The organism is Burkholderia sp. AU16741 (assembly GCF_002223345.1).
GTDB classification, from domain to species: Bacteria; Pseudomonadota; Gammaproteobacteria; order Burkholderiales; family Burkholderiaceae; genus Burkholderia; species Burkholderia sola.
In genome coordinates this window covers 575,241-595,066 of the sequence record NZ_NKEZ01000005.1, presented here as the reverse complement: position 1 = coordinate 595,066, position 19,826 = coordinate 575,241, and the positions used below count along the sequence as shown (strand labels likewise).

Here is a 19,826-nt window from a genome sequence, read left to right as displayed (position 1 = left end):
GGGGTGTGCGCGGCGTGTGGATCGCACGCCCGGCCACTTCGTTGTCCGCACCCCCGTCCGTATCGTCGCGACACGATGCGCACGCGTTCGGCAAGCGGGCGAACCGGGACGTACAATTCTTTTCTCTCCCTTCGACGCGCGAGCAGCGCGAAAAGCCATGGAGCAGACGGATTGTGTCGTGATCGGCGCGGGTGTCGTCGGTCTGGCGATTGCGCGCGAGCTGGCCGCGCGCGGGCGTGAAACGATCGTGCTCGAGGCGGCCGACGCGATCGGCACGGGCACGAGTTCGCGCAACAGCGAGGTGATTCATGCGGGGCTCTACTATCCGCGCGGGTCGCTGAAGGCGACGTCGTGCGTGCATGGGCGCGACATGCTGTACGAATTCTGCGACACGCATCACGTGCCGCACCAGCGCACCGGCAAGCTGCTGGTCGCGACGAGCGCCGCGCAAGTGAAGCAGTTGAAGGCGATCGGCGCGCGCGCGGCCGAAAACGGCGTGCTCGACCTGTTGCCGCTCACGCGCGCCGAGGCGCAGACGCTCGAGCCCGCGCTCGAATGCGTGGAGGCGCTGTTCTCGCCGTCGACCGGCATCGTCGACAGCCATCAGCTGATGCTCGCGCTGCTCGGCGACGCGCAACGCGACGGCGCGATGTGCGCGCTGCAATCTCCGGTCGAAGCGATCGACGTGCTGCGCGGCGGGCGCTTCATCGTGCGTACCGGCGGCGCCGCGCCGACCGAGATCGAGGCTGCATGCGTGATCAACAGCGCGGGGCTCGGCGCGCAGGCGCTCGCGCACCGCACGCGCGGCCTCGATCCGCGCTGGGTGCCGCCGCTCTATCTCGCGCGCGGCAACTATTTCAGCCTGTCGGGCCGTGCGCCGTTCTCGCACCTGATCTACCCGATGCCCGATCGCGCGGGGCTCGGCGTGCACCTGACGTTCGATCTCGGCGGGCAGGCGCGCTTCGGCCCGGACGTCGAGTGGTGCGATTCGCTGCGCTATGAAGTCGATCCGGCGCGCGCGGGCACGTTTTACGCATCGATCCGCGCATTCTGGCCGGGCCTGCCCGACGACGCGCTGCAGCCGGCGTACGCGGGCATCCGGCCGAAGGTCGCGGGGCCCGGCGAGCCGCCGGCCGACTTCATCGTGCAGGGGGCGGCTCAACACGGCGTGCGCGGGCTCGTGAACCTGTTCGGCATCGAGTCGCCGGGGCTCACCGCGTCGCTCGCGCTCGCGCAGCGCGTCGGCGACATGGTGTCGCGCGCGTGACGCACGGCCCGCCGCCGTGCGTGCGGGCCGCGTGACGCCCGTGTGGAATCCCTTATCTCCGGCATTTCGGCGCGCACATTTATTCGCTTGGCGGTTATTCTGTTGAACGCCGTCGCCAGAACGGCTTTCAAACCGATAACGTTGGAGCGAGTCCCCATGAAAACATCCCGTCGGAGTTTCCTGATCACGAGCATCGGTGCGGTGTCCGCGCTGGCGCTGTCGCGCGAAGCGCTGGCCGATGCGCCGATGCTGTCGGAAACCGATCCGACCGCGGTGGCGCTCGGCTACAAGGCCGATGCCACGAAGGTCGACAAGACGAAGTACCCGAAATACGCAGCGGGCCAGGATTGCGCGGCCTGCATGCTGTACCAGGGCAAGAAGGGCTCGGCGTCGGGCCCGTGCGGCGCGTTCCCCGGCAAGCAGGTGTCGGCGAAGGGCTGGTGCAGCGCCTTCTCGAAGATGGGTTGAGGCCCGTGCGGCATCGTGCGATGCCGCAAAGCGGCGAAAACCGCAACACGCTCGCCGTCGTTCGATGGCGGGCGTTTTTTATTGCTTGAAAACGGTTCCGTCGCTTTCTACACTCGCTGCACACCAGCGCGCCGCGGCATCCCGCGCGCCGAACCGCCCGACACGGCGAATTCACGAGGACGAGGCACGCATGGCGACGATTGCGAATTCAACGAAAACGGCCCGGCCCGAGCGCGCGCTGAACCGGCGCGCCGTGGTGGCCGCCGTGATCGGCAATGCGCTCGAGTGGTACGACTTCACGGTGTTCGGCTTCATGACCGTCGTGATCGCCGAGCTGTTCTTCCCCACTTCCAGCGAATACTCGTCGCTGCTGCTCACCACCGCGACGTTCGGCGTCGCGTTCTTCATGCGCCCGATCGGCGGCATCGTGTTCGGGCTGTACGCGGATCGCGCGGGCCGCAAGGCCGCGCTGTCGCTCGTGATCCTGCTGATGACGGCCGGCATCTTCCTGCTTGCGATCGCGCCGCCCTATGCGGCGATCGGCATCGGCGGCCCGATCCTGATCGTGCTCGGCCGCCTGCTGCAGGGCTTCTCCGCGGGCGGCGAATTCGGCAGCGCGACGGCGCTGCTGATCGAAGCGGCGCCGTTCTCGAAACGCGGTTTCTACGGCAGTTGGCAGATGGCGAGCCAGGCGGGCGCGCTGCTGATCGGCGCGCTCGTCGGCGCGGCCGTCACGCGCGGGCTGTCGCACGACGCGCTGCGCAGCTGGGGCTGGCGCGTGCCGTTCATCCTCGGGCTCGTGATCGGCCCGATCGGCTTCTACATCCGCCGCCATCTCGCCGATTCCGAAGCATTCCTGCATGCGCAGCAGAGCGCGCGTCGCGCGACGCTCGGCGAAGTGTTCACGCGCCACCCGCGCGAGGTGCTGTGCGGGCTCGGCTCGGTGATCGCGCTCACCGTGACGATCTACGTGCTGATCAGCTATCTGCCGACCTTCGCGGTGAAGCAGCTGAAGCTGCCCTATGCGGAATCGTTCTACGCGGTGATCGTCGGCAATCTGCTGCTGATGGTGCTGTCGCCGATCGCGGGCGCGTGGTCGGATCGCATCGGCCGCAAGGGGCTGTCGCTGTGGTCGCTGGTGCTGACGTTCGCGCTGATGTATCCGCTGTTCGCGTGGCTCGACGCCGCGCCGAGCATCGGGCGGCTGATCGCGGTGCAGGCCGTGCTGTCGGTGACGCTCGCGGGCTACTACGGGCCGTTCGGCGCGATGATCGCCGAGCTGTTCCCGGCCAACGTGCGCTCGACCGGCCTGTCGATCGCGTACAACGTCGCGGTGATGCTGTTCGGCGGCTTCGGCCAGTTCATCGTCACGTGGCTGATCAAGGCGACCGGCACGCCGCTCGCGCCGACCTACTACGTGATGGCGGGAATCGCGCTGTCGATCGTCGCGGTCGCGTTCGTGCCCGCCCGCAGCGCCGACCTCGACGCGCCGGCGTGACGACATGACGATTTGAAGACGCTCATCCCATCGTTTCGCGAAACGCAATGATGTACTGCAGAACGCGGGGACATCGTGCGTCGCCCCGTCGTGTTCGCACCCGAATTGTTTAGTCGTCGAACGAAACAGGCGCGAAATGCACGGAATCGGCGCTCGCGCGCGTTGTCGCATTTTTTACCCCCACTAAAAATCGGCAAAAACCCGGCGCGCATATGGAAGAGTTTTTTCTCCAGCTTGTTGCCGCATCGTTAGCTCAAGTAATATCCGCGTACGCCGGACCCTGGCGGGACCGGTTCCGATCTGGAGACCTGGAGGAAACATGGAATACAACCGTCTGTTGCACACCCTGCGTGTTACCGCCATGGCAGGCGTGGCAGCGGCATCGCTCGGCGTCGCGGGCTCTGCATTCGCACAGATCCCGAACAAAACGCTCGTCTACTGCTCAGAAGGCAGCCCGGCGGGTTTCGATTCCGCGCAATTTACGACCGGCGTCGATTTCACCGCCGCCACGTTCACCGTCTACAACCGCCTCGTCGAATTCGAGCGCGGCGGCACGAAGGTCGAGCCCGGCCTCGCCGAGAAGTGGGACGTGTCGTCCGACGGCAAGGTGTACACGTTCCACCTGCGCCACGGCGTGAAGTTCCACACGACCGACTTCTTCAAGCCGACGCGTGAATTCAACGCGGACGACGTGCTGTTCACGTTCCAGCGCATGCTCGACCCGAACAATGCGTTCCGCAAGGCGTACCCGGTGTCGTTCCCGTACTTCACCGACATGGGCCTCGACAAGCTGATCACGAAGGTCGAGAAGGTCGACCCGTACACCGTGAAGTTCACGCTGGCCGAGCCGAACGCGCCGTTCATCCAGAACATGGCGATGGAATTCGCGTCGATCCTGTCGGCCGAATACGGCGACCAGCTGATGAAGGCCGGCAAGGCCGCCGACATCAACCAGAAGCCGATCGGCACGGGCCCGTTCATCTTCCGCAGCTACACGAAGGATGCGACGATCCGCTTCGACGGCAATCCCGATTACTGGAAGAAGGGCGAAGTGAAGCTCTCGAAGCTGATCTTCTCGATCACGCCGGATCCGGGCGTGCGCGTGCAGAAGATCAAGCGCAACGAATGCCAGGTGATGAGCTATCCGCGCCCGGCCGACATCGCGACGCTGAAGGCCGATTCGAACGTCGACATGCCGTCGCAGGCCGGCTTCAACCTCGGCTACCTCGCGTACAACGTCGAGCACAAGCCGGTCGACAAGCTCGAAGTGCGTCAGGCGCTCGACATGGCGATCAACAAGAAGGCGATCCTCGAGTCCGTCTACCAGGGCGCCGGCCAGGCCGCGAACGCGCCGATGCCGCCGACCCAATGGTCGTACGACAAGAACCTGAAGCTGCCGCCCTACGACACCGCGAAGGCGAAGGCGCTGCTCGCGAAGGCAGGCTTCCCGAACGGTTTCGAGATCACGCTGTGGGCGATGCCCGTGCAGCGCGCGTACAACCCGAACGCCCGCCTGATGGCCGAGATGATCCAGGCCGACTGGGCGAAGATCGGCGTGAAGGCGAAGATCGTCACGTATGAATGGGGCGAGTACATCAAGCGCGCGCACTCGGGCGAGCAGGACACGATGCTGATCGGCTGGACGGGCGACAACGGCGACCCCGACAACTGGCTCGGCACGCTGCTCGGCTGCGAAGCGATCAAGGGCAACAACTTCTCGCACTGGTGCTACAAGCCGTTCGACGAACTGGTCCAGAAGGGCCGCACGACGACGGGCCAGGACGCGCGCACGAAGCTCTACACGCAGGCGCAGCAGATCTTCGCGCAACAGCTGCCGTTCTCGCCGATCGCGAACTCGACCGTCTACCAGCCGGTGCGCAAGAACGTGGTCGACATGCGTATCGAACCGCTCGGCTATGCGCGTTTCGACGGTGTCAGCGTGAAGTAACCGGGCTGGCGTAAGCTGTCGTCATTGAGAAAACCGGCTTGAAATCATCCGGCGGCGAGGGGCCAGAAGCCCTTCGTCGCCGGTCGCACATTTCCCACAAGAAAATACGAGACGCATCATGTTCAGATTCGTGTTGCGCCGCGTGGGGATGGTGATCCCGACTTTCATCGGCATCACCATCCTGGCGTTTGCGCTGATTCACCTGATACCGGGCGACCCCATCGAAGTGATGATGGGCGAGCGCGGCGTCGATCCCGCGATGCACGCGGAGGCGATGAAACGCCTCGGGCTCGACCAGCCGCTGCCCCTGCAGTATCTCCACTACATCGGCCGGGCGCTGCATGGCGACCTCGGCATGTCGATCATCACCAACACGAGCGTCGCGGGCGAGTTCTTCGCGCGCTTCCCTGCGACGGTCGAGCTGTCGCTGTGCGCGCTCGTGTTCGCGCTCGCGGTCGGGCTGCCGGCCGGCGTGATCGCCGCGCTGCGGCGCGGCTCGGTCGTCGATCACGGCGTGATGGGCACCGCGCTCACCGGCTATTCGATGCCGATCTTCTGGTGGGGGCTGATCCTCATCATGGTGTTCTCGTCATATCTCGGCTGGACGCCCGTGTCCGGGCGCATCGCGGTCGAATACGATTTCCCGCACCCGACCGGCTTCATGCTGATCGACGCGCTGCTCGCGCCGGACGAAGGCTCGTTCAAGTCGGCGGTGAGCCACCTGATCCTGCCCGCGATCGTGCTCGGCACGATCCCGCTCGCGGTGATCGCGCGGATGACGCGCTCGTCGATGCTCGAAGTGCTGCGCGAGGACTACATCCGCACCGCCCGCGCGAAAGGGCTGTCGCCCGTGCGCGTGGTCGTCGTGCATGCGCTGCGCAATGCGCTGATCCCGGTCGTCACCGTGATCGGCCTGCAGATCGGCACGCTGCTTGCTGGCGCCGTGCTGACCGAGACGCTCTTTTCGTGGCCCGGCGTCGGCAAGTGGCTGATCGATGCGATCGGCCGCCGCGACTATCCGGTCGTCCAGGGCGGCATCCTGCTGATCGCGACGCTCGTGATCGTCGTGAACCTGGTCGTCGACCTGCTGTACGGCGTGCTGAATCCGCGCATCCGCCACACGAGGTAATCCCATGAGCAATCTGCAAAACACCCTGCCGACCGAATCCGCGCCGGCCGGCGGCCGTGCGCTCGCGCTGCGCGAGTTCTGGGCCAACTTCTCGCGCAACCGCGGCGCCGTCGGCGCGGGCATCGTCGTGATCGTGCTGATCGCAGTCGCGCTGCTCGCGCCGCTGATCGCGCCGCACAGCCCGGTCGAGCAATATCGCGACTACGTGAAGATTCCGCCCGCGTGGCTCGCCGGCGGCAACTGGCAATTCATCCTCGGCACCGACGAAGCGGGCCGCGACATCCTTTCGCGGCTGATGTTCGGCGCGCGGATGTCGTTCTGGATCGGCTTCGTGTCGGTCGTGCTCGCGCTGATCCCCGGCATCGTGCTCGGGCTCGTCGCCGCGTTCTTCCAGAAGTGGGCCGACACGCCGGTGATGCGCATCATGGACGTGCTGCTCGCGCTGCCGTCGCTGCTGCTCGCGGTCGCGGTCGTCGCGATCATCGGCCCGGGCCTCACCAACACGATGTTCGCGATCGCGATCGTCGCGCTGCCGGCCTACGTGCGTCTCACGCGCGCATCGGCGCTCGGCGAGCTGCAGAAGGAATACGTGACCGCGTCGCGCGTGGCCGGCGCCGGCACGCTGCGCCTGATGTTCTCGCAGGTGCTGCCGAACTGCACGGCGCCGCTGATCGTGCAGGCGACGCTCGGCTTCTCGTCGGCGATTCTCGACGCGGCCGCGCTCGGCTTCCTCGGCCTCGGCGTGCAGCCGCCGACCGCCGAGTGGGGCGCGATGCTCGCGTCCGCGCGCGACTACATCGACAACGCGTGGTGGATCGTGACGATGCCCGGCCTGTCGATCCTGATTTCGGTGCTCGCGATCAACCTGCTCGGCGACGGGCTGCGCGACGCGCTCGATCCCAAACTGAAGCGGATGGCGTGATATGAAACGACCCCCACACTCTCTTCGTTCGTTGCCCCCCAAGGGGGCGGTCATCCTCCTTGGTGGGGCGACCCGGCGGAGGATGACATGACCCAGAATCTCCTGACCATCCGCAATCTCGCGGTGAACTTCAACGGCCTGCCCGCGGTCGACCGGATCAACCTGTCGGTCGCGCCGGGCGAGGTGGTAGGCGTCGTCGGCGAATCGGGCTCGGGCAAGAGCGTGACGATGATGGCGCTGATGGGCCTGATCGACGCGCCCGGCAAGGTGACGGCCGACGAGGTCACGTTCGACGGCGTCGATCTCCTGAAGGCATCGCCGAAGGCGCGCCGCAAGATCGTCGGCAAGGACATCGCGATGGTGTTCCAGGACGCGCTGACGAGCCTGAACCCGAGCTACACGGTCGGCTACCAGATCAAGGAAGTGCTGAAGCTGCACGAAGGGCTGCGCGGCGACGCGCTGCACCGGCGCGCGCTCGAACTGCTCGACCAGGTCGGCATTCCCGATGCGAAGAACCGCATCGCGTCGTTCCCGCACCAGATGTCGGGCGGGATGAACCAGCGCGTGATGATCGCGATGGCCGTCGCGTGCAACCCGAAGCTCCTGATCGCCGATGAGCCGACCACCGCGCTCGACGTGACGATCCAGGCGCAGATCATGGATCTGCTCGTGAAGCTGCAGAAGGAACGCGGGATGGCGCTCGTGCTGATCTCGCACGATCTGGCCGTGGTGTCGGAGGTCGCGCATCGCGTCGCGGTGATGTACGCGGGCGAAGTCATCGAGACCAATCGCGTGCCCGACATCTTCCGCGCGCCGCATCATCCGTACACCGAAGCGCTGCTCGCGGCGATTCCCGAGCACAATCAGGGGGCGCGTCGCCTTGCCGCATTGCCGGGCATGGTGCCGGGCCGCGATGATCGCCCGTCCGGGTGCCTGTTCGCGCCGCGCTGCAAGTACGTCGTCGACGATTGCCGCAAGGCGCGGCCGGCGCTCGACGCGCTGGTGTCGGGCAACGACGCGATGCGCGCGCGCTGCATCAAGCCGCTCAATCTTTCCAACCTCGACCTGACGGGAGGCGCACGATGAATGCTGTCAACGAAACGCCTCGCGCATCGCACGACGAGGAAGCGGTACTGGTGGCCGACGGCCTCGCGAAGCACTACACGGTGAAGCGCGGGATGTTCGGGCAGGGCACGGTGAAGGCGCTGAACGGCGTGTCGTTCTCGCTGAAGCGCGGCAAGACGCTCGCCGTCGTCGGCGAGTCGGGCTGCGGGAAGTCGACGCTCGCGCGCCAGTTGACGATGATCGAGACGCCCACCGCGGGCAGCCTCGTGATCGACGGCAAGAACGTCGCCGGCGCGAACCGCGAGACGGTCGCCGATCTGCGCCGCCGCGTGCAGATGGTGTTCCAGAACCCGTTCGCGTCGCTGAACCCGCGCAAGACCGTCGAGCAGACGCTCGCCGAGCCGCTCGAGATCAACGTGAACCTGACGGCCGCCGAGCGCGCCGCGCGCATCGCGCAGATCATGCGCACGGTCGGTCTGCGCCCCGAGCACGCGAAGCGCTATCCGCACATGTTCTCGGGCGGCCAGCGCCAGCGGGTCGCGATCGCGCGCGCGATGATCCTCGATCCGCGCATCGTCGTCGCCGACGAGCCGGTGTCCGCGCTCGACGTGTCGATCCAGGCGCAGATCCTGAACCTGTTCATGGATCTGCAGGAGCAGTTCAAGACGAGCTACGTGTTCATTTCGCACAACCTGTCGGTGGTCGAGCACGTCGCGGACGACGTGATGGTGATGTACTTCGGCAGCGTCGCCGAGCTCGGCGACAAGGCGACGATCTACGCGCGGCCGCGCCATCCGTACACGCGGGCGCTGATGTCGGCGACGCCGGCGATCTTTGAGGAAGATCGCCGCGTGCAGATCAAGCTGCAGGGCGAGTTGCCGTCGCCGCTCAATCCGCCGTCGGGCTGCGCGTTCCACCAGCGCTGCCCGTACGCGGTCGAGCGGTGCCGCGTCGAGGAGCCGCCATTGCGCGAAGTCGACGGCCGGCGCGTGGCCTGCCATCGCGCCGAGGAGGTCGGGGAGGAGAATGCCTGAAGCGTTGGCGGCGCGCGTGTCCGGCGTGCGCCGTGCGGGAGCCGGCGGCGCGCGCGCGATGCGCGCGTATCGCTACGCGCGGCGCTGGAGCGTGCGTACCGTCACGGGCGCGGCGCTGGCCGGCGCGTGCGTGGCGGCCAGCGTCGTGGTTCCCGTCGAACCGGCACGCGCCGAAGGGCGTGCGCCGGCCACTTCGCCGATTCATCCGTCGCAGGTGCCGCCGCCCGGCATGAGCCTGCCCGGCTTCCATGCGCCGGCCGTGTCCGACGGCACGGTGTCGCGCGGCACCGTGCGCGTGCAGCCGGCGCGCATGCCGTTCTACGTGGCGACCAAGGGCAAGGTCACGCTCTACGTGCTCGGCACGCTGCATACGGGCGATCCGTCCGATTACCCCAGCGCGCAGCCGTTCCGGCCGCGTATCCTCGCGGCGCTCGCCGCATCGCCGACGCTCGCGCTCGAGCTGTCGCCCGACGATCTGCTCGAATCGCAGGACGACGTGTCGAAGTACGGCGTGTGCCGCTACCCGTGCCTGCAGCGCCTGCTTTCCGAGCCGCTGTGGCAGCAGCTCGCGGCGCGCCTGCGCGGCAACCCGGCCGCGCTCGCCGAGATCCGCAAGATGCGGCCGTGGCTCGCGGCGCTCGTCGTCGAGACCTACGATTCGCTGTCGGCCGGACTGCAGACCGAATACGGCACCGAGGCGCAGCTGCAGAACGTATTCCTGAAGAAGAAAGGCGGGCGCGTGATCGGGCTCGAGACGCTCGCCGAACAGATGCGCGCGTTCACCGGGCTGACGCTCGCCGAGCAGCGCGAGATGCTCGCGCAGGACATGGTGCAGACACCCGCGCAGAACGCCGACGACATCAAGGCGCTGCATCGACTGTGGCGAATTGGCGACGCCGATGCGATCGCCGCGTGGGCCGTCGCGAAGAGCGAACGGCTCGCGCGTTCGAAGGCGTTGTCGGCGTCGCTCGACAACAAGATCGTGTACGAGCGCAACCGGCGCTTCGTTGCACGGATGACGGCAATCGCCGCGCCAAACCGGCCGCTGTTCGTCGCGATCGGCGCGCTGCATCTGGGTGGCTCGCGCGGCGTGCTCGAATTGTTGCGCCAGCAAGGATACCGGGTCGACGCGAACTGATCGCGTCCGGCCGCCCGCACCGATCGTCCCCTGTTTGATCGACGTCGCGCGCCACGCGCGAAGCGCTTGCGCGCGGGCAGCGGTCGATAAGGAAAACCCTCGAAACTTCGGAAAATAGCGTTTAAAACGATTGACATCCCGTTCGGCCGATATCTATTCTTCATCCCACAAGTTGAAAAAATGAAAAGAATAGATAAGTTCTACGGGGTAGCAGAAATAAAGCGCGGGGTGAGCGTCGCCGGCACGTGAAGCACGTGCCGGCCGCGGAGAGTCTGCATGCACGGCGGGGCCAATCGTCGTCGAACAACACATGCATGCAGGTCGACTTGCACATAAGCGACGTTCCGTCGTCTGACCGGGGAAGGCAGTGATCGGGCGGCGGCGGACGTTTTTTAATCCGGAATATTTTTCCGGTCACCGTCGAAAGACGGTTTCGGGGGATGAATCGACAGACGGCGAAGCCGCGGCGATTGCATCAACGTAAAAGCGCCACGAGGGCGCTTTTTTCTTTGGTGCGACGAAAACGTGCGGCGCGCAGGCAGGTGCCGACTGCTTCGCTACGCGCCTTCGTCGGCCTGCACCGCCCCGGGCGCAACCACGTCGACGCCGGCGGCCTCGAGCGCCGCGCGGATCCGCTTCGCGAACGCCAGCGCATGCGGCCCGTCGCCGTGCAGGCAGACGGTCTGCGCATTGAGCGGCACCCATTCGCCGCTCAGCGCGCGCACCTGCCGGTTGCGCACCATGTCGAGCGTGCGCGCGAGCACCGCGTCTTCGTCGTCGATCAACGCGCCAGGCTGGCTGCGCGGCACCAGCGAGCCGTCCGCGCGGTAGCCGCGATCGGCGAACACTTCCTCCACCGCGGCGAGCCCCGCCTGCCGCGCGGCCGCGACGAACACGCTGTTCGCGAGCCCGAACACCGCGAGCGACGGATCGAAGTCGTGGATCGCGGACACCACCGCGTCGGCGATCAGCGGGTCGCGCGCGGCCTGGTTGTACAGCGCGCCGTGCGGTTTCACGTGCGCGATGCGCCCGCCCTCGGCCTGTGCGATCGCCGACAGCGCGCCGAGCTGGTACAGCACGCCCGCATAGATGTCGCCGGCCGGCAGCTGCATTTCCTTGCGGCCGAAATTCTCCGGATCGTGAAAGCTCGGGTGCGCGCCGATCGACACGCCTTTCTGCACGGCCCAGCGCACGCAGTCGCGCATCGCATTCGCGCCGCCTGCATGCCAGCCGCATGCGATGTTCGCCGACGTGACGAGGTCGAGCAGCGCCTCGTCCGATCCGCATCCTTCGCCGAGATCGGCATTCAGATCGATTTCCATATGTTCCTCGTCCACTGGTTGCGTGGCCCGTCCTTCTCCTGCTTCCGCCATTGTCACGCCGCGCGCGATTGGGCGCGGCGGCGCGCTTCCTCGCGCATCTCGATCGCGACGTCGATCTGCCGCAGGTACGCCCGTTCCGCGACGAGGGCGGCGCGCGCGGCGTCGGCCGTCGTGCGCACGAAGCGGATCGGCAGGTTGAGGCGCGCCTGCGCGAGCTTCCACAGGTCGGCGCGGATCACCGTGCCGATCTTCGGGTAGCCGCCGGTGGTCTGCGCGTCGTGCATCAGCACGATCGGCTGGCCGTTCGGCGGCACCTGGATCGTACCCGGCAGCACCGCGTGCGACAGCAGCTCGACCGGCCGCTCGCGCACGAGCTCGGCGCCGGCGAGGCGATAGCCCATCCTGTTGCTGTTCGCGGTGACGAGCCATTCCTCGTCCCAGAACGCCTGCTGCGAATCGGCCGCGAACGACGCGTAGTCGGGGCCCGGCAGCACGCGCACGGGCATCGCCCACGGCGCATGGGCGGGGCGGTGACGGCGCGGCGGCTCGTCGACGCGCACGAACGCGCACCACGCCGGCGCCTTCACGCCGAATTCGGGCGCGTCGGCCGCGAGGCAGCCCGCGCCGGCCGGCGGCACGCCGACCGGCAGCCGGTCGCCGTCGCGCAGCGTGCGGCCGCCGAGGCCGCCGAAGCGCGACGCGAGATCGGTGCTGCGCGAGCCGAGCATCGGCAGCACGTCGATGCCGCCCGCAATACAAAGATAGCCGCGCATGCCGCGCTTCGCGGCCGGCAGCACGAGCGTCTGGCCGGCGTCGACCGGCAGGCTCCACCACGAATACACGGGCTTGCCGTCGAGCGTCGCGCCGAATTCGGTGCCGGTGATCGCGATGCGCGTGGCGCGCGTGAAGCGGAACGTGGCGGGGCCGATCGTGATTTCGACGGCCGCGGCGTCGGGGCGGTTGCCGACGAGCCGGTTGCCGACTTCGAGCGCGAGGCCGTCGAGCGCGCCGCCTTGCGCGACGCCGAGATGGCGCATGCCGCGGCGCCCGAGATCCTGCACGGTCGACAGCGGGCCGGCCCGCACGACCTCGACGGTGCCCGGTGCGTTGCTCTGGGTCATCGTGCGTCGACTCCCGCAATGGTGAAGCGTACGCGGTCGCCGGGCAGCAGCAGCGTCGGCTGCGGCCGCGCCGGATCGAACAGCCGGTGCGACGTGCGGCCGATCAGTTGCCAGCCGCCGGGCGACGTAGCCGGGTAGATGCCCGTCTGCGCGCCGCCGATGCCGACCGAGCCCGCTGGCACCTCGAGCCGCGGCGCCGCGCGGCGCGGCGTATGCAGCGACGCGTCGAGGCCGCCCAGATACGCGAAGCCCGGCTGGAATCCGACGAAGAACACGACGTAGGCGCCGGCCGCGTGGCGCGCGACGACCTCGTCGGCCGACAGGCCCGTGTGCGCGGCGACGGCGGCGAGATCGGGGCCGGCGGCCCCGCCGTACTCGACCGGGATTTCGACCTCGCGGCCGTCCGTGTGCTCGACGTCGGCCGTCTCCCACGCGTCGCGCAGCGCGGGCGTGAGCGAGTCGGCCGTCGCGGCGAGCGGGTCGAACACGATGGTCAGGTTATTCATGCCGGGGACGACGTCGATCACGTCGGGCCATGCGCGCGCGGCCGCGGCCACGGCCCAGACGCGGCGCTGGCAATCGAGCGTGGCGGGCGGCGGGACCTCGCAGACGAGGGCGGCATCGCCGAGCGGATAAATGCGGGGTGGCGTCATCGGACTGGCACGGTTCGGACGGCAATGGTAGCGCACATTGTCAATAAAATATCGACAACTTCTCAATAAGCGTTTTCGCCTAGCTCGTCGGCCGGGGCTTCTGGCGTACACTCGGGCACATCCTGTCATCCGGCTTGCGCCGCCTTTCCATGAAGCGTCCTGCGACCAAGATCGTGTCATCCGAACACCTCGTTTCCGATTCGAGCGCGGAGCTGTCGGAGTTCGAATACGGGCTCATCATGGCCGGCAACGCGTTCAACCGCTGGATGGTGCGCTGCATGTCGGCGGCGGGCGCGAAGGACATGACGGCGGTCGAGGTCTCGCTGCTGCATCACGTCAGCCATCGCGAACGCAAGAAGAAGCTCGCCGACATCTGCTTCGTGCTCAATATCGAGGATACGCACGTCGCGACCTATGCGCTGAAAAAACTGATCGCCCGCGGCTATGTGAAAAGCGAGAAGAGCGGCAAGGAAGCGTTCTTCTTCGCGACCGACGCGGGCCGCGAGCTGTGCCTGAAGTACCGCGAGGTGCGCGAGCATTGCCTGATCGAGACGCTGAAGGAAAGCGGGCTCACCAACGAGCAGATCGGCGACGCGGCGCAGTTGCTGCGCAACGCATCGGGCCTCTACGACACGGCCGCGCGCGCGGCGGCGTCGCTGTAAACGATCGCGGAAACGGTCGGTCGCCGCGACGCGCGCGCCATCATTCGGCGGCCGGGTAAAGCGCACCGTCGGTGACGATCCAGCGCAGCGCGAGATCGTGCGCCTCGGCCGGCAGCGCATCGACGCGGCACGCTTCGTACGCGATGCCGACCGTCACGGGCGGCGTGTCGCTCGGCCATGCGGCGAGCGTGCGGTCGTAGTAGCCGCCGCCGTAGCCGAGCCGGTAGCGCTGCGCATCGAATCCCACGCACGGAATCAGCAAAAGATCGGGCACGACGACGATGCCCGACGCCGGTTCGGGAATCCGGTGATGGCCTTCGCGCATCGGCGTGTGCGCGTCCCACGCATGAAACGCGAGCGGCGTGTGACGCTCGCCGATCACCGGCAACGCGGCGCACCGGCCGGCGCCCGTCGCGCACCATGCGAGCACGGCCTCGCGCGCATCGAATTCACCCGGCAGCGGCCAGTAGAACCCGACCGTGCACGGCGCCAGGCGATCGAGCAGCGTGCGCAGCCGCGCATCGAGCGCGGCGTTCGCGGCGGGCTGCGACGCGGCGTCGCGACGGGCGCCGGACAGCGTTTTGCGCAGCGCAACCTTCGGGTTCGGCACAGGGTTGCATGCTATGCTTTCGCTCACTTCGTGCTCCATTCAAAACGATGTCTAACAGCCTTTTCCGAGTATATCGCGCGGTCGCGCTCGCGCTTTCGGCCGCCGCGCTTGTCGCCGGCACGACCGCATGCGCCGCACCGAACGACGACACGCTCCCCGGCGATGACCAGATCTTCGTGCAGCTTCGCGAAGCCGCACGCCGCAACGACGCCGCGAAGGCCGCGCAGCTCGCATCGATGATCCCGAACTATCCGGTGCCGTCCTACGTCGAGTATTTCCAGATCAAGCCGCAGTTGTTCGATTCGACGGGCCGCGCGCGCGTCGATGCGCCGGACGCGCCCGTGCAGTCGTTCCTGCAGCGCTACGACGGCCAGGCGATCGCCGATCGCCTGCGCAACGACTACCTGCTCGTGCTCGGCGCGCGCCACGACTGGCGCAATTTCGACGACCAGTACAAGCGCTTCGTGCTTGACGACGACACGCAGGTCAAGTGCTATGCGCTCGAATCGCGCGCGGCGCGCAACGAGAACGTCGCCGACGCGGCGCGCGCGCTGCTCGTCGAGCCGAAGAACTACGGCGATGCGTGCGTCGACCTGATCACCGCGCTCGCCGTCAACCAGCAGTTCACGAGCGACGACGTGTGGCAGCAGGCGCGCCTCGCGTACGAGCAGAACTACACGACGCTCGGCGGCAAGATCGTCGACGCGCTCGGCCCGCGCCCCGCGGGCTTCGACCAGGCGACGAGCGCGCCGCCGCTGTATCTCGCGCGCGGCGTCGGGGCTGACGCCGCATCGCATCAGCTCGCGCTGATCGCGCTCGGCCGCATGGCGCGCAACGATCCGGACGCCGCCGCCGGGATGCTGACGACGCTCGCGCCTTCGCTGACCAAGCAGGAACAGGCGATCGCGTGGGGCGCGATCGGCTACCAGGGCGCGATCAAGCGCTCGCCGATGGCGTCGGTCTGGTATGCGAAATCGGCGAACGCGCCGCTGTCGAACCCGGGCTACGAATGGCGCACGCGCGCCGCGCTGCTCGCCGGCAACTGGCCGATGGTGCGCTGGTCGATCGAGCAGATGCCGCCGTCGCTGCGCGACGATCCGGCGTGGATCTACTGGCATGCGCGCGCGCTCAAGCAGAGCGGCGACACGCTGCAGGCGAACCAGGAATTCGAGCAGGTCGCCGGCCAGTTCAACTTCTACGGGCAGTTGGCCGGCGAAGAGCTCGGCCAGCGCACGACGATTCCGCCGCGCACGAAGGTGAGCGACGCCGAGATCGACGCGATGGGCAAGATTCCGGGCTTCGCGCTCGCGCAACGCTTCTACGCGCTGAACCTGCGCCTCGAAGGCAATCGCGAATGGAACTGGCCGCTGCGCGGGATGACCGATCGCCAGCTGCTCGCGGCCGCCGAATACGGCAAGCGCGTCGAGCTGCTCGACCGCACGGTCAACACGGCCGACCGCACGAAGGCCGAGCACGATTTCACGCTGCGCTATCCGTCGCCGTACCGCACGACCGTCGAGCGCTACGCGCAATCGACCGGCCTTGACGTCGAGTGGGCGTACGGGCTGATCCGCCAGGAATCGCGCTTCATCATCAGCGCGCGTTCGTCGGTGGGCGCGGGCGGCCTGATGCAGCTGATGCCGGCGACGGCCCAGATGGTCGCGAAGAAGCTCGGCATGGGCACGATCTCGCGTGCGCAGATGCACGACATCGACACCAACATCCAGCTCGGCACCTGGTATCTCGCGGACATCTACAACAACTTCGACAGCTCGCCGGTGCTCGCCACCGCCGGCTACAACGCGGGCCCGGGCCGGCCGCGCCAGTGGCGCCAGGTGTTGACGCGGCCGGTCGAAGGCGCGATCTTCGCGGAGACGATTCCGTTCAACGAGACGCGCGACTACGTGAAGAACGTGCTGTCGAACACCGTCTACTACGCGGCGCTCTTCGAGGGCAAACCGCAGTCGTTGAAGAAACGTCTCGGCATGATCTCGCCCTGATACACCGAACTGCCGCGCGAGACGCGGCAGTGTTCTTTTGAGGTTCGGAACATGGATCGCCAGACCGTCGCGCTGCTGGGCGGCACCGGCTTCATCGGCAGCCGGCTCGTCAATGCGCTGATCGACGCCGGCAAGCACGTGCGGATCGGCACGCGGCGGCGCGACCACGCGCGCCACCTGCAGATGCTGCCGATCGACATCGTCGAACTCGATGCGCTCGACACGCGCACGCTCGCGCGCTTCGTCGCCGGCGCGCACGCGGCGATCAACCTGGTCGGCGTGCTGCACGGCGGCCGCGGCACGCCGTACGGGCCCGGCTTCGAGCGCGCGCACGTCGCGCTGCCGGCCGCGCTCGCGACCGCCTGCACCGAGGTCGGCGTGCGGCGCCTGCTGCATATGAGCGCGCTCGGCGCCGATTCGCACGGCGCGAGCATGTACCAGCGCTCGAAGGGCGACGGCGAAGCCGCGCTGCATGCGATCGCGGCCACCGATTCGCTCGCGCTGACGATCTTCCGGCCGTCGGTCGTGTTCGGACCCGGCGACGCCTTCCTCAATACGTTCGCGAACCTGCAGCGCACGGTGCCCGTGCTGCCGCTCGCGATGCCCGACGCGCGCTTCCAGCCGGTGTTCGTCGGCGACGTCGTGCGCGCGTTCGTCAACACGCTCGATCTGGCGGGCGCGCACGGCAAGACCTACGAACTCGGCGGCCCGACCGTCTACACGCTCGAGCAACTGGTGCGCTATTGCGGCACGCTGGTCGGCCGGCAGGCACGCATCGTGCGGCTGCCCGACGCGCTTGCGCGGCTGCAGGCGAGCGTGTTCGAATGCCTGCCGGGCGAGCCCGTGCTCACGCGCGACAATCTCGCGACGATGTCGGTGCCGAACGTGCTGTCGGGGCCGCTCGCGCCGGAACTCGGGCTCTCGCCCGCGAGTCTCGAAAGCATTGCGCCCGCGTATCTCGGCGACGCGACGCAGCGCTCGCGATTCGACTGGTTCCGCTCGCGTCGCTAGCGCCCCGCCGCCGGTCGGCTCTTTCTTTTTCTTTTTCGCGTTTTCCGGAATTTCGCCATGAAGCTCGTCATTGGAGACAAGAACTATTCGTCGTGGTCGATGCGGCCGTGGCTGCTGCTCGCGCATTTCGGCATCCCGTTCGACGAGATCGTGGTCGAGCTGCGCCGCGACGACTCGGCCGCGCGCATCCGCGAATACTCGCCGACCGGCAAGGTGCCGTGCCTCGTCGACGATCACGGCGCGGCGATCTGGGATTCGCTCGCGATCGCCGAGACGCTCGCCGAGCGCTATCCGCAGTTTCCGATGTGGCCGGCCGACCCGCTCGCGCGTGCGCAGGCGCGCTGCGTGTCCGCCGAGATGCATTCGGGCTTCATGGCGCTGCGCACGCAGATGGGCATGAACATCCGCGCGTCGATGCCGGGGCGCGGCGCGACGCCCGAGGCGCTCGCCGACGTCGCGCGCATCGACGCGCTGTGGAGCGAATGCACCGAGGCGTCGGGCGGGCCGTTCCTGTTCGGCGAATTCGGGATCGCCGATGCGATGTATGCGCCGGTCGTGATGCGCTTCAACACGTATGCGCCGGCGCTGTCGCCGGAGGCGGCCGGCTATGCGGCGCGCGTGACGGCGCTGCCGGCCGTGCAGCGGTGGATCGATGCCGCGCGCCGCGAAACCAACGTGATTGCCGAATACGAACCGAACCCATGAACATCTACGCAGTAGGCGGAGCGATCCGCGACGCATTGCTCGGCGTGCCGGTGCAGGACCGCGACTACGTGGTGGTCGGCGCGACGCCCGAGCAGATGGCCGCGCAGGGCTTCCGGCCGGTCGGCAAGGATTTCCCGGTGTTCCTGCATCCGCAGACGCAGGAGGAATACGCGCTCGCGCGCACCGAGCGCAAGACGGCGGCCGGCTATCACGGCTTCCAGTTTCATTTCGCGCCGGACGTGACGCTCGACGAGGATCTCGCGCGGCGCGACCTGACGATCAACGCGATGGCGCGCGAGGTGAGCCCGGAAGGCACGCTGGTCGGCCCCGTGATCGATCCGTTCGACGGGCAGGCCGATTTGCGCGCACGCGTGTTCCGGCACGTGAGCGACGCGTTCGTCGAGGATCCGGTGCGGATCCTGCGCGTCGCGCGTTTCGCCGCGCGCTTCGCGGATTTCACGGTCGCGGACGAAACCCTCGCGCTGATGCGGCGGATGGTCGACGCGGGCGAGGTCGATGCGCTCGTGCCCGAGCGCGTGTGGCAGGAAATCGCGCGCGGGCTGATGGAGGCGAAGCCGTCGCGGATGTTCGCGGTGCTGCGCGACTGCGGCGCGCTCGCGCGCATCCTGCCCGAGGTCGACGCGCTGTGGGGCGTGCCGCAGCGCGCCGATTACCACCCGGAAGTCGATACCGGCGTGCACGTGATGATGGTCGTCGACTACGCGGCGAAGCAGGGCTATTCGCTGGCGGTGCGCTTCGCGGCGCTCACGCACGATCTCGGCAAGGGAACCACGCCCGAGGACGTGCTGCCGCGCCACGTCGGCCACGAAAGCCGCAGCGTCGAGCTGCTCAAGCCGTTGTGCGAGCGGTTGCGCGTGCCGAACGAGTGCCGCGATCTCGCGCTGGTGGTCGCGCGCGAGCACGGCAACCTGCATCGCGTGATGGAGATGGGCGCGGCCGCGCTGGTGCGGCTCTTCGAGCGCAGCGACGCGCTGCGCAAGCCGGCGCGCTTCGCCGAGTTGCTGCAGGCGTGCGAATCGGACGCACGCGGCCGGCTCGGGCTCGATGCGCAGCCGTATCCGCAGGCCGAGCGGCTCCGTGTCGCGCTCGCGGCCGCGCGCAGCGTCGATGCCGGCGCGATCGCGCGCGGCATCGGCAGCGACACGGAGAAGATCAAGGAAGCCGTGCATCGCGCGCGGATCCAGGCCGTCGCGCAGGCGCTCGCGATCGGCGAATAGTCGGCGAGTCGTCGGCGCGGAACCGGGCGCGCGGC

The 19,826-nt window shown here is 68.0% G+C and carries 18 protein-coding genes; 14 read left to right on the top strand and 4 right to left on the bottom strand.

Annotated features, from left to right (window positions below; genetic code table 11):
- Window positions 1-157: 157 nt before the first annotated feature.
- The 9 genes from CFB89_RS15985 to CFB89_RS15945 all read left to right on the top strand — a co-directional run bounded on the left by CFB89_RS15985 (window position 158) and on the right by CFB89_RS15945 (window position 10,469).
- On the top strand, window positions 158-1,267 hold the full coding sequence (locus tag CFB89_RS15985) for an NAD(P)/FAD-dependent oxidoreductase (RefSeq protein ID WP_089468691.1): 1,110 nt from the start codon (window positions 158-160) through the stop codon (window positions 1,265-1,267).
- Between the two features lie 156 nt (window positions 1,268-1,423).
- Window positions 1,424-1,735, top strand: a complete 312-nt coding sequence (locus tag CFB89_RS15980) for a high-potential iron-sulfur protein (protein ID WP_021163765.1) — start codon at window positions 1,424-1,426, stop codon at window positions 1,733-1,735.
- 190 nt (window positions 1,736-1,925) lie between these two features.
- Complete coding sequence (locus CFB89_RS15975; protein ID WP_089468690.1) at window positions 1,926-3,233, top strand: MFS transporter; 1,308 nt, start codon at window positions 1,926-1,928, stop codon at window positions 3,231-3,233.
- Between the two features lie 319 nt (window positions 3,234-3,552).
- Window positions 3,553-5,181: an ABC transporter substrate-binding protein gene (locus CFB89_RS15970; protein ID WP_089468689.1), complete on the top strand. Its 1,629-nt coding sequence runs from the start codon at window positions 3,553-3,555 to the stop codon at window positions 5,179-5,181.
- A gap of 118 nt (window positions 5,182-5,299) precedes the next feature.
- Entirely contained in the window at window positions 5,300-6,310 is a 1,011-nt protein-coding gene (locus CFB89_RS15965) for an ABC transporter permease subunit (RefSeq protein WP_089468688.1), read from the top strand.
- A gap of 4 nt (window positions 6,311-6,314) precedes the next feature.
- A complete protein-coding gene (locus CFB89_RS15960) occupies window positions 6,315-7,232 on the top strand; it encodes an ABC transporter permease subunit (protein WP_006489141.1) in 918 nt (305 codons plus the stop codon).
- A gap of 87 nt (window positions 7,233-7,319) precedes the next feature.
- A complete protein-coding gene (locus tag CFB89_RS15955) occupies window positions 7,320-8,318 on the top strand; it encodes an ABC transporter ATP-binding protein (RefSeq protein WP_089468687.1) in 999 nt (332 codons plus the stop codon).
- On the top strand, window positions 8,315-9,331 hold the full coding sequence (locus tag CFB89_RS15950) for a peptide ABC transporter ATP-binding protein (protein WP_089468686.1): 1,017 nt from the start codon (window positions 8,315-8,317) through the stop codon (window positions 9,329-9,331). The genes CFB89_RS15955 and CFB89_RS15950 overlap by 4 nt, the downstream gene beginning before the upstream one ends.
- Window positions 9,324-10,469 carry a TraB/GumN family protein gene (locus CFB89_RS15945; protein WP_089468685.1) on the top strand — a complete coding sequence of 382 codons (1,146 nt, stop codon included), beginning with the start codon at window positions 9,324-9,326 and terminating at the stop codon, window positions 10,467-10,469. Before CFB89_RS15950 ends, CFB89_RS15945 begins: the two co-directional genes overlap by 8 nt.
- Window positions 10,470-11,026: 557 nt before the next feature.
- On the opposite strand, the gene pxpA is transcribed toward CFB89_RS15945, so the two are convergent.
- The 3 genes from pxpA to pxpB are packed head-to-tail and all read right to left on the bottom strand — an operon-like array spanning window position 11,027 to window position 13,565.
- Complete coding sequence (gene pxpA, locus CFB89_RS15940; protein ID WP_089468684.1) at window positions 11,027-11,791, bottom strand: 5-oxoprolinase subunit PxpA; 765 nt, start codon at window positions 11,789-11,791, stop codon at window positions 11,027-11,029.
- Window positions 11,792-11,844: 53 nt separating this feature from the next.
- Window positions 11,845-12,912: a biotin-dependent carboxyltransferase family protein gene (locus CFB89_RS15935; protein WP_089468683.1), complete on the bottom strand. Its 1,068-nt coding sequence runs from the start codon at window positions 12,910-12,912 to the stop codon at window positions 11,845-11,847.
- Window positions 12,909-13,565, bottom strand: a complete 657-nt coding sequence (gene pxpB / locus CFB89_RS15930; protein ID WP_089468682.1) for a 5-oxoprolinase subunit PxpB — start codon at window positions 13,563-13,565, stop codon at window positions 12,909-12,911. Before pxpB ends, CFB89_RS15935 begins: the two co-directional genes overlap by 4 nt.
- A gap of 149 nt (window positions 13,566-13,714) precedes the next feature.
- Between pxpB and CFB89_RS15925 the strand changes: the two genes are divergently transcribed.
- Window positions 13,715-14,227 (top strand): winged helix DNA-binding protein, encoded by a 513-nt coding sequence (locus tag CFB89_RS15925; RefSeq protein ID WP_218828344.1) that lies wholly within the window; start codon window positions 13,715-13,717, stop codon window positions 14,225-14,227.
- A 40-nt stretch (window positions 14,228-14,267) separates the two neighbouring features.
- On the opposite strand, the gene CFB89_RS15920 is transcribed toward CFB89_RS15925, so the two are convergent.
- Window positions 14,268-14,876, bottom strand: coding sequence for a 5-formyltetrahydrofolate cyclo-ligase (locus tag CFB89_RS15920; protein ID WP_089468680.1), 609 nt, complete (start codon window positions 14,874-14,876; stop codon window positions 14,268-14,270).
- Window positions 14,877-14,884: 8 nt separating this feature from the next.
- Between CFB89_RS15920 and CFB89_RS15915 the strand changes: the two genes are divergently transcribed.
- The 4 genes from CFB89_RS15915 to CFB89_RS15900 are packed head-to-tail and all read left to right on the top strand — an operon-like array spanning window position 14,885 to window position 19,791.
- Window positions 14,885-16,837: a lytic transglycosylase domain-containing protein gene (locus tag CFB89_RS15915; RefSeq protein ID WP_089468679.1), complete on the top strand. Its 1,953-nt coding sequence runs from the start codon at window positions 14,885-14,887 to the stop codon at window positions 16,835-16,837.
- 51 nt (window positions 16,838-16,888) lie between these two features.
- Window positions 16,889-17,848 carry a complex I NDUFA9 subunit family protein gene (locus CFB89_RS15910; protein WP_089468678.1) on the top strand — a complete coding sequence of 320 codons (960 nt, stop codon included), beginning with the start codon at window positions 16,889-16,891 and terminating at the stop codon, window positions 17,846-17,848.
- A 57-nt stretch (window positions 17,849-17,905) separates the two neighbouring features.
- Window positions 17,906-18,553: a glutathione S-transferase family protein gene (locus CFB89_RS15905; RefSeq protein ID WP_089468677.1), complete on the top strand. Its 648-nt coding sequence runs from the start codon at window positions 17,906-17,908 to the stop codon at window positions 18,551-18,553.
- Window positions 18,550-19,791, top strand: a complete 1,242-nt coding sequence (locus tag CFB89_RS15900) for a multifunctional CCA addition/repair protein (protein WP_089468676.1) — start codon at window positions 18,550-18,552, stop codon at window positions 19,789-19,791. The genes CFB89_RS15905 and CFB89_RS15900 overlap by 4 nt, the downstream gene beginning before the upstream one ends.
- Window positions 19,792-19,826 lie beyond the last annotated feature (35 nt).

Excerpts from the sequence above, each read along its gene's own strand:
- CFB89_RS15985 (WP_089468691.1), top strand. The coding sequence starts at position 158 with ATGGAGCAGACGGATTGTGTCGTGATCGGCGCGGGTGTCGTCGGTCTG.
- CFB89_RS15980 (WP_021163765.1), top strand. The coding sequence starts at position 1,424 with ATGAAAACATCCCGTCGGAGTTTCCTGATCACGAGCATCGGTGCGGTG.
- CFB89_RS15975 (WP_089468690.1), top strand. The coding sequence starts at position 1,926 with ATGGCGACGATTGCGAATTCAACGAAAACGGCCCGGCCCGAGCGCGCG.
- CFB89_RS15970 (WP_089468689.1), top strand. The coding sequence starts at position 3,553 with ATGGAATACAACCGTCTGTTGCACACCCTGCGTGTTACCGCCATGGCA.
- CFB89_RS15965 (WP_089468688.1), top strand. The coding sequence starts at position 5,300 with ATGTTCAGATTCGTGTTGCGCCGCGTGGGGATGGTGATCCCGACTTTC.
- CFB89_RS15960 (WP_006489141.1), top strand. The coding sequence starts at position 6,315 with ATGAGCAATCTGCAAAACACCCTGCCGACCGAATCCGCGCCGGCCGGC.
- CFB89_RS15955 (WP_089468687.1), top strand. The coding sequence starts at position 7,320 with ATGACCCAGAATCTCCTGACCATCCGCAATCTCGCGGTGAACTTCAAC.
- CFB89_RS15950 (WP_089468686.1), top strand. The coding sequence starts at position 8,315 with ATGAATGCTGTCAACGAAACGCCTCGCGCATCGCACGACGAGGAAGCG.
- CFB89_RS15945 (WP_089468685.1), top strand. The coding sequence starts at position 9,324 with ATGCCTGAAGCGTTGGCGGCGCGCGTGTCCGGCGTGCGCCGTGCGGGA.
- pxpA (WP_089468684.1), bottom strand. The coding sequence starts at position 11,791 with ATGGAAATCGATCTGAATGCCGATCTCGGCGAAGGATGCGGATCGGAC.
- CFB89_RS15935 (WP_089468683.1), bottom strand. The coding sequence starts at position 12,912 with ATGACCCAGAGCAACGCACCGGGCACCGTCGAGGTCGTGCGGGCCGGC.
- pxpB (WP_089468682.1), bottom strand. The coding sequence starts at position 13,565 with ATGACGCCACCCCGCATTTATCCGCTCGGCGATGCCGCCCTCGTCTGC.
- CFB89_RS15925 (WP_218828344.1), top strand. The coding sequence starts at position 13,715 with ATGAAGCGTCCTGCGACCAAGATCGTGTCATCCGAACACCTCGTTTCC.
- CFB89_RS15920 (WP_089468680.1), bottom strand. The coding sequence starts at position 14,876 with ATGGAGCACGAAGTGAGCGAAAGCATAGCATGCAACCCTGTGCCGAAC.
- CFB89_RS15915 (WP_089468679.1), top strand. The coding sequence starts at position 14,885 with ATGTCTAACAGCCTTTTCCGAGTATATCGCGCGGTCGCGCTCGCGCTT.
- CFB89_RS15910 (WP_089468678.1), top strand. The coding sequence starts at position 16,889 with ATGGATCGCCAGACCGTCGCGCTGCTGGGCGGCACCGGCTTCATCGGC.
- CFB89_RS15905 (WP_089468677.1), top strand. The coding sequence starts at position 17,906 with ATGAAGCTCGTCATTGGAGACAAGAACTATTCGTCGTGGTCGATGCGG.
- CFB89_RS15900 (WP_089468676.1), top strand. The coding sequence starts at position 18,550 with ATGAACATCTACGCAGTAGGCGGAGCGATCCGCGACGCATTGCTCGGC.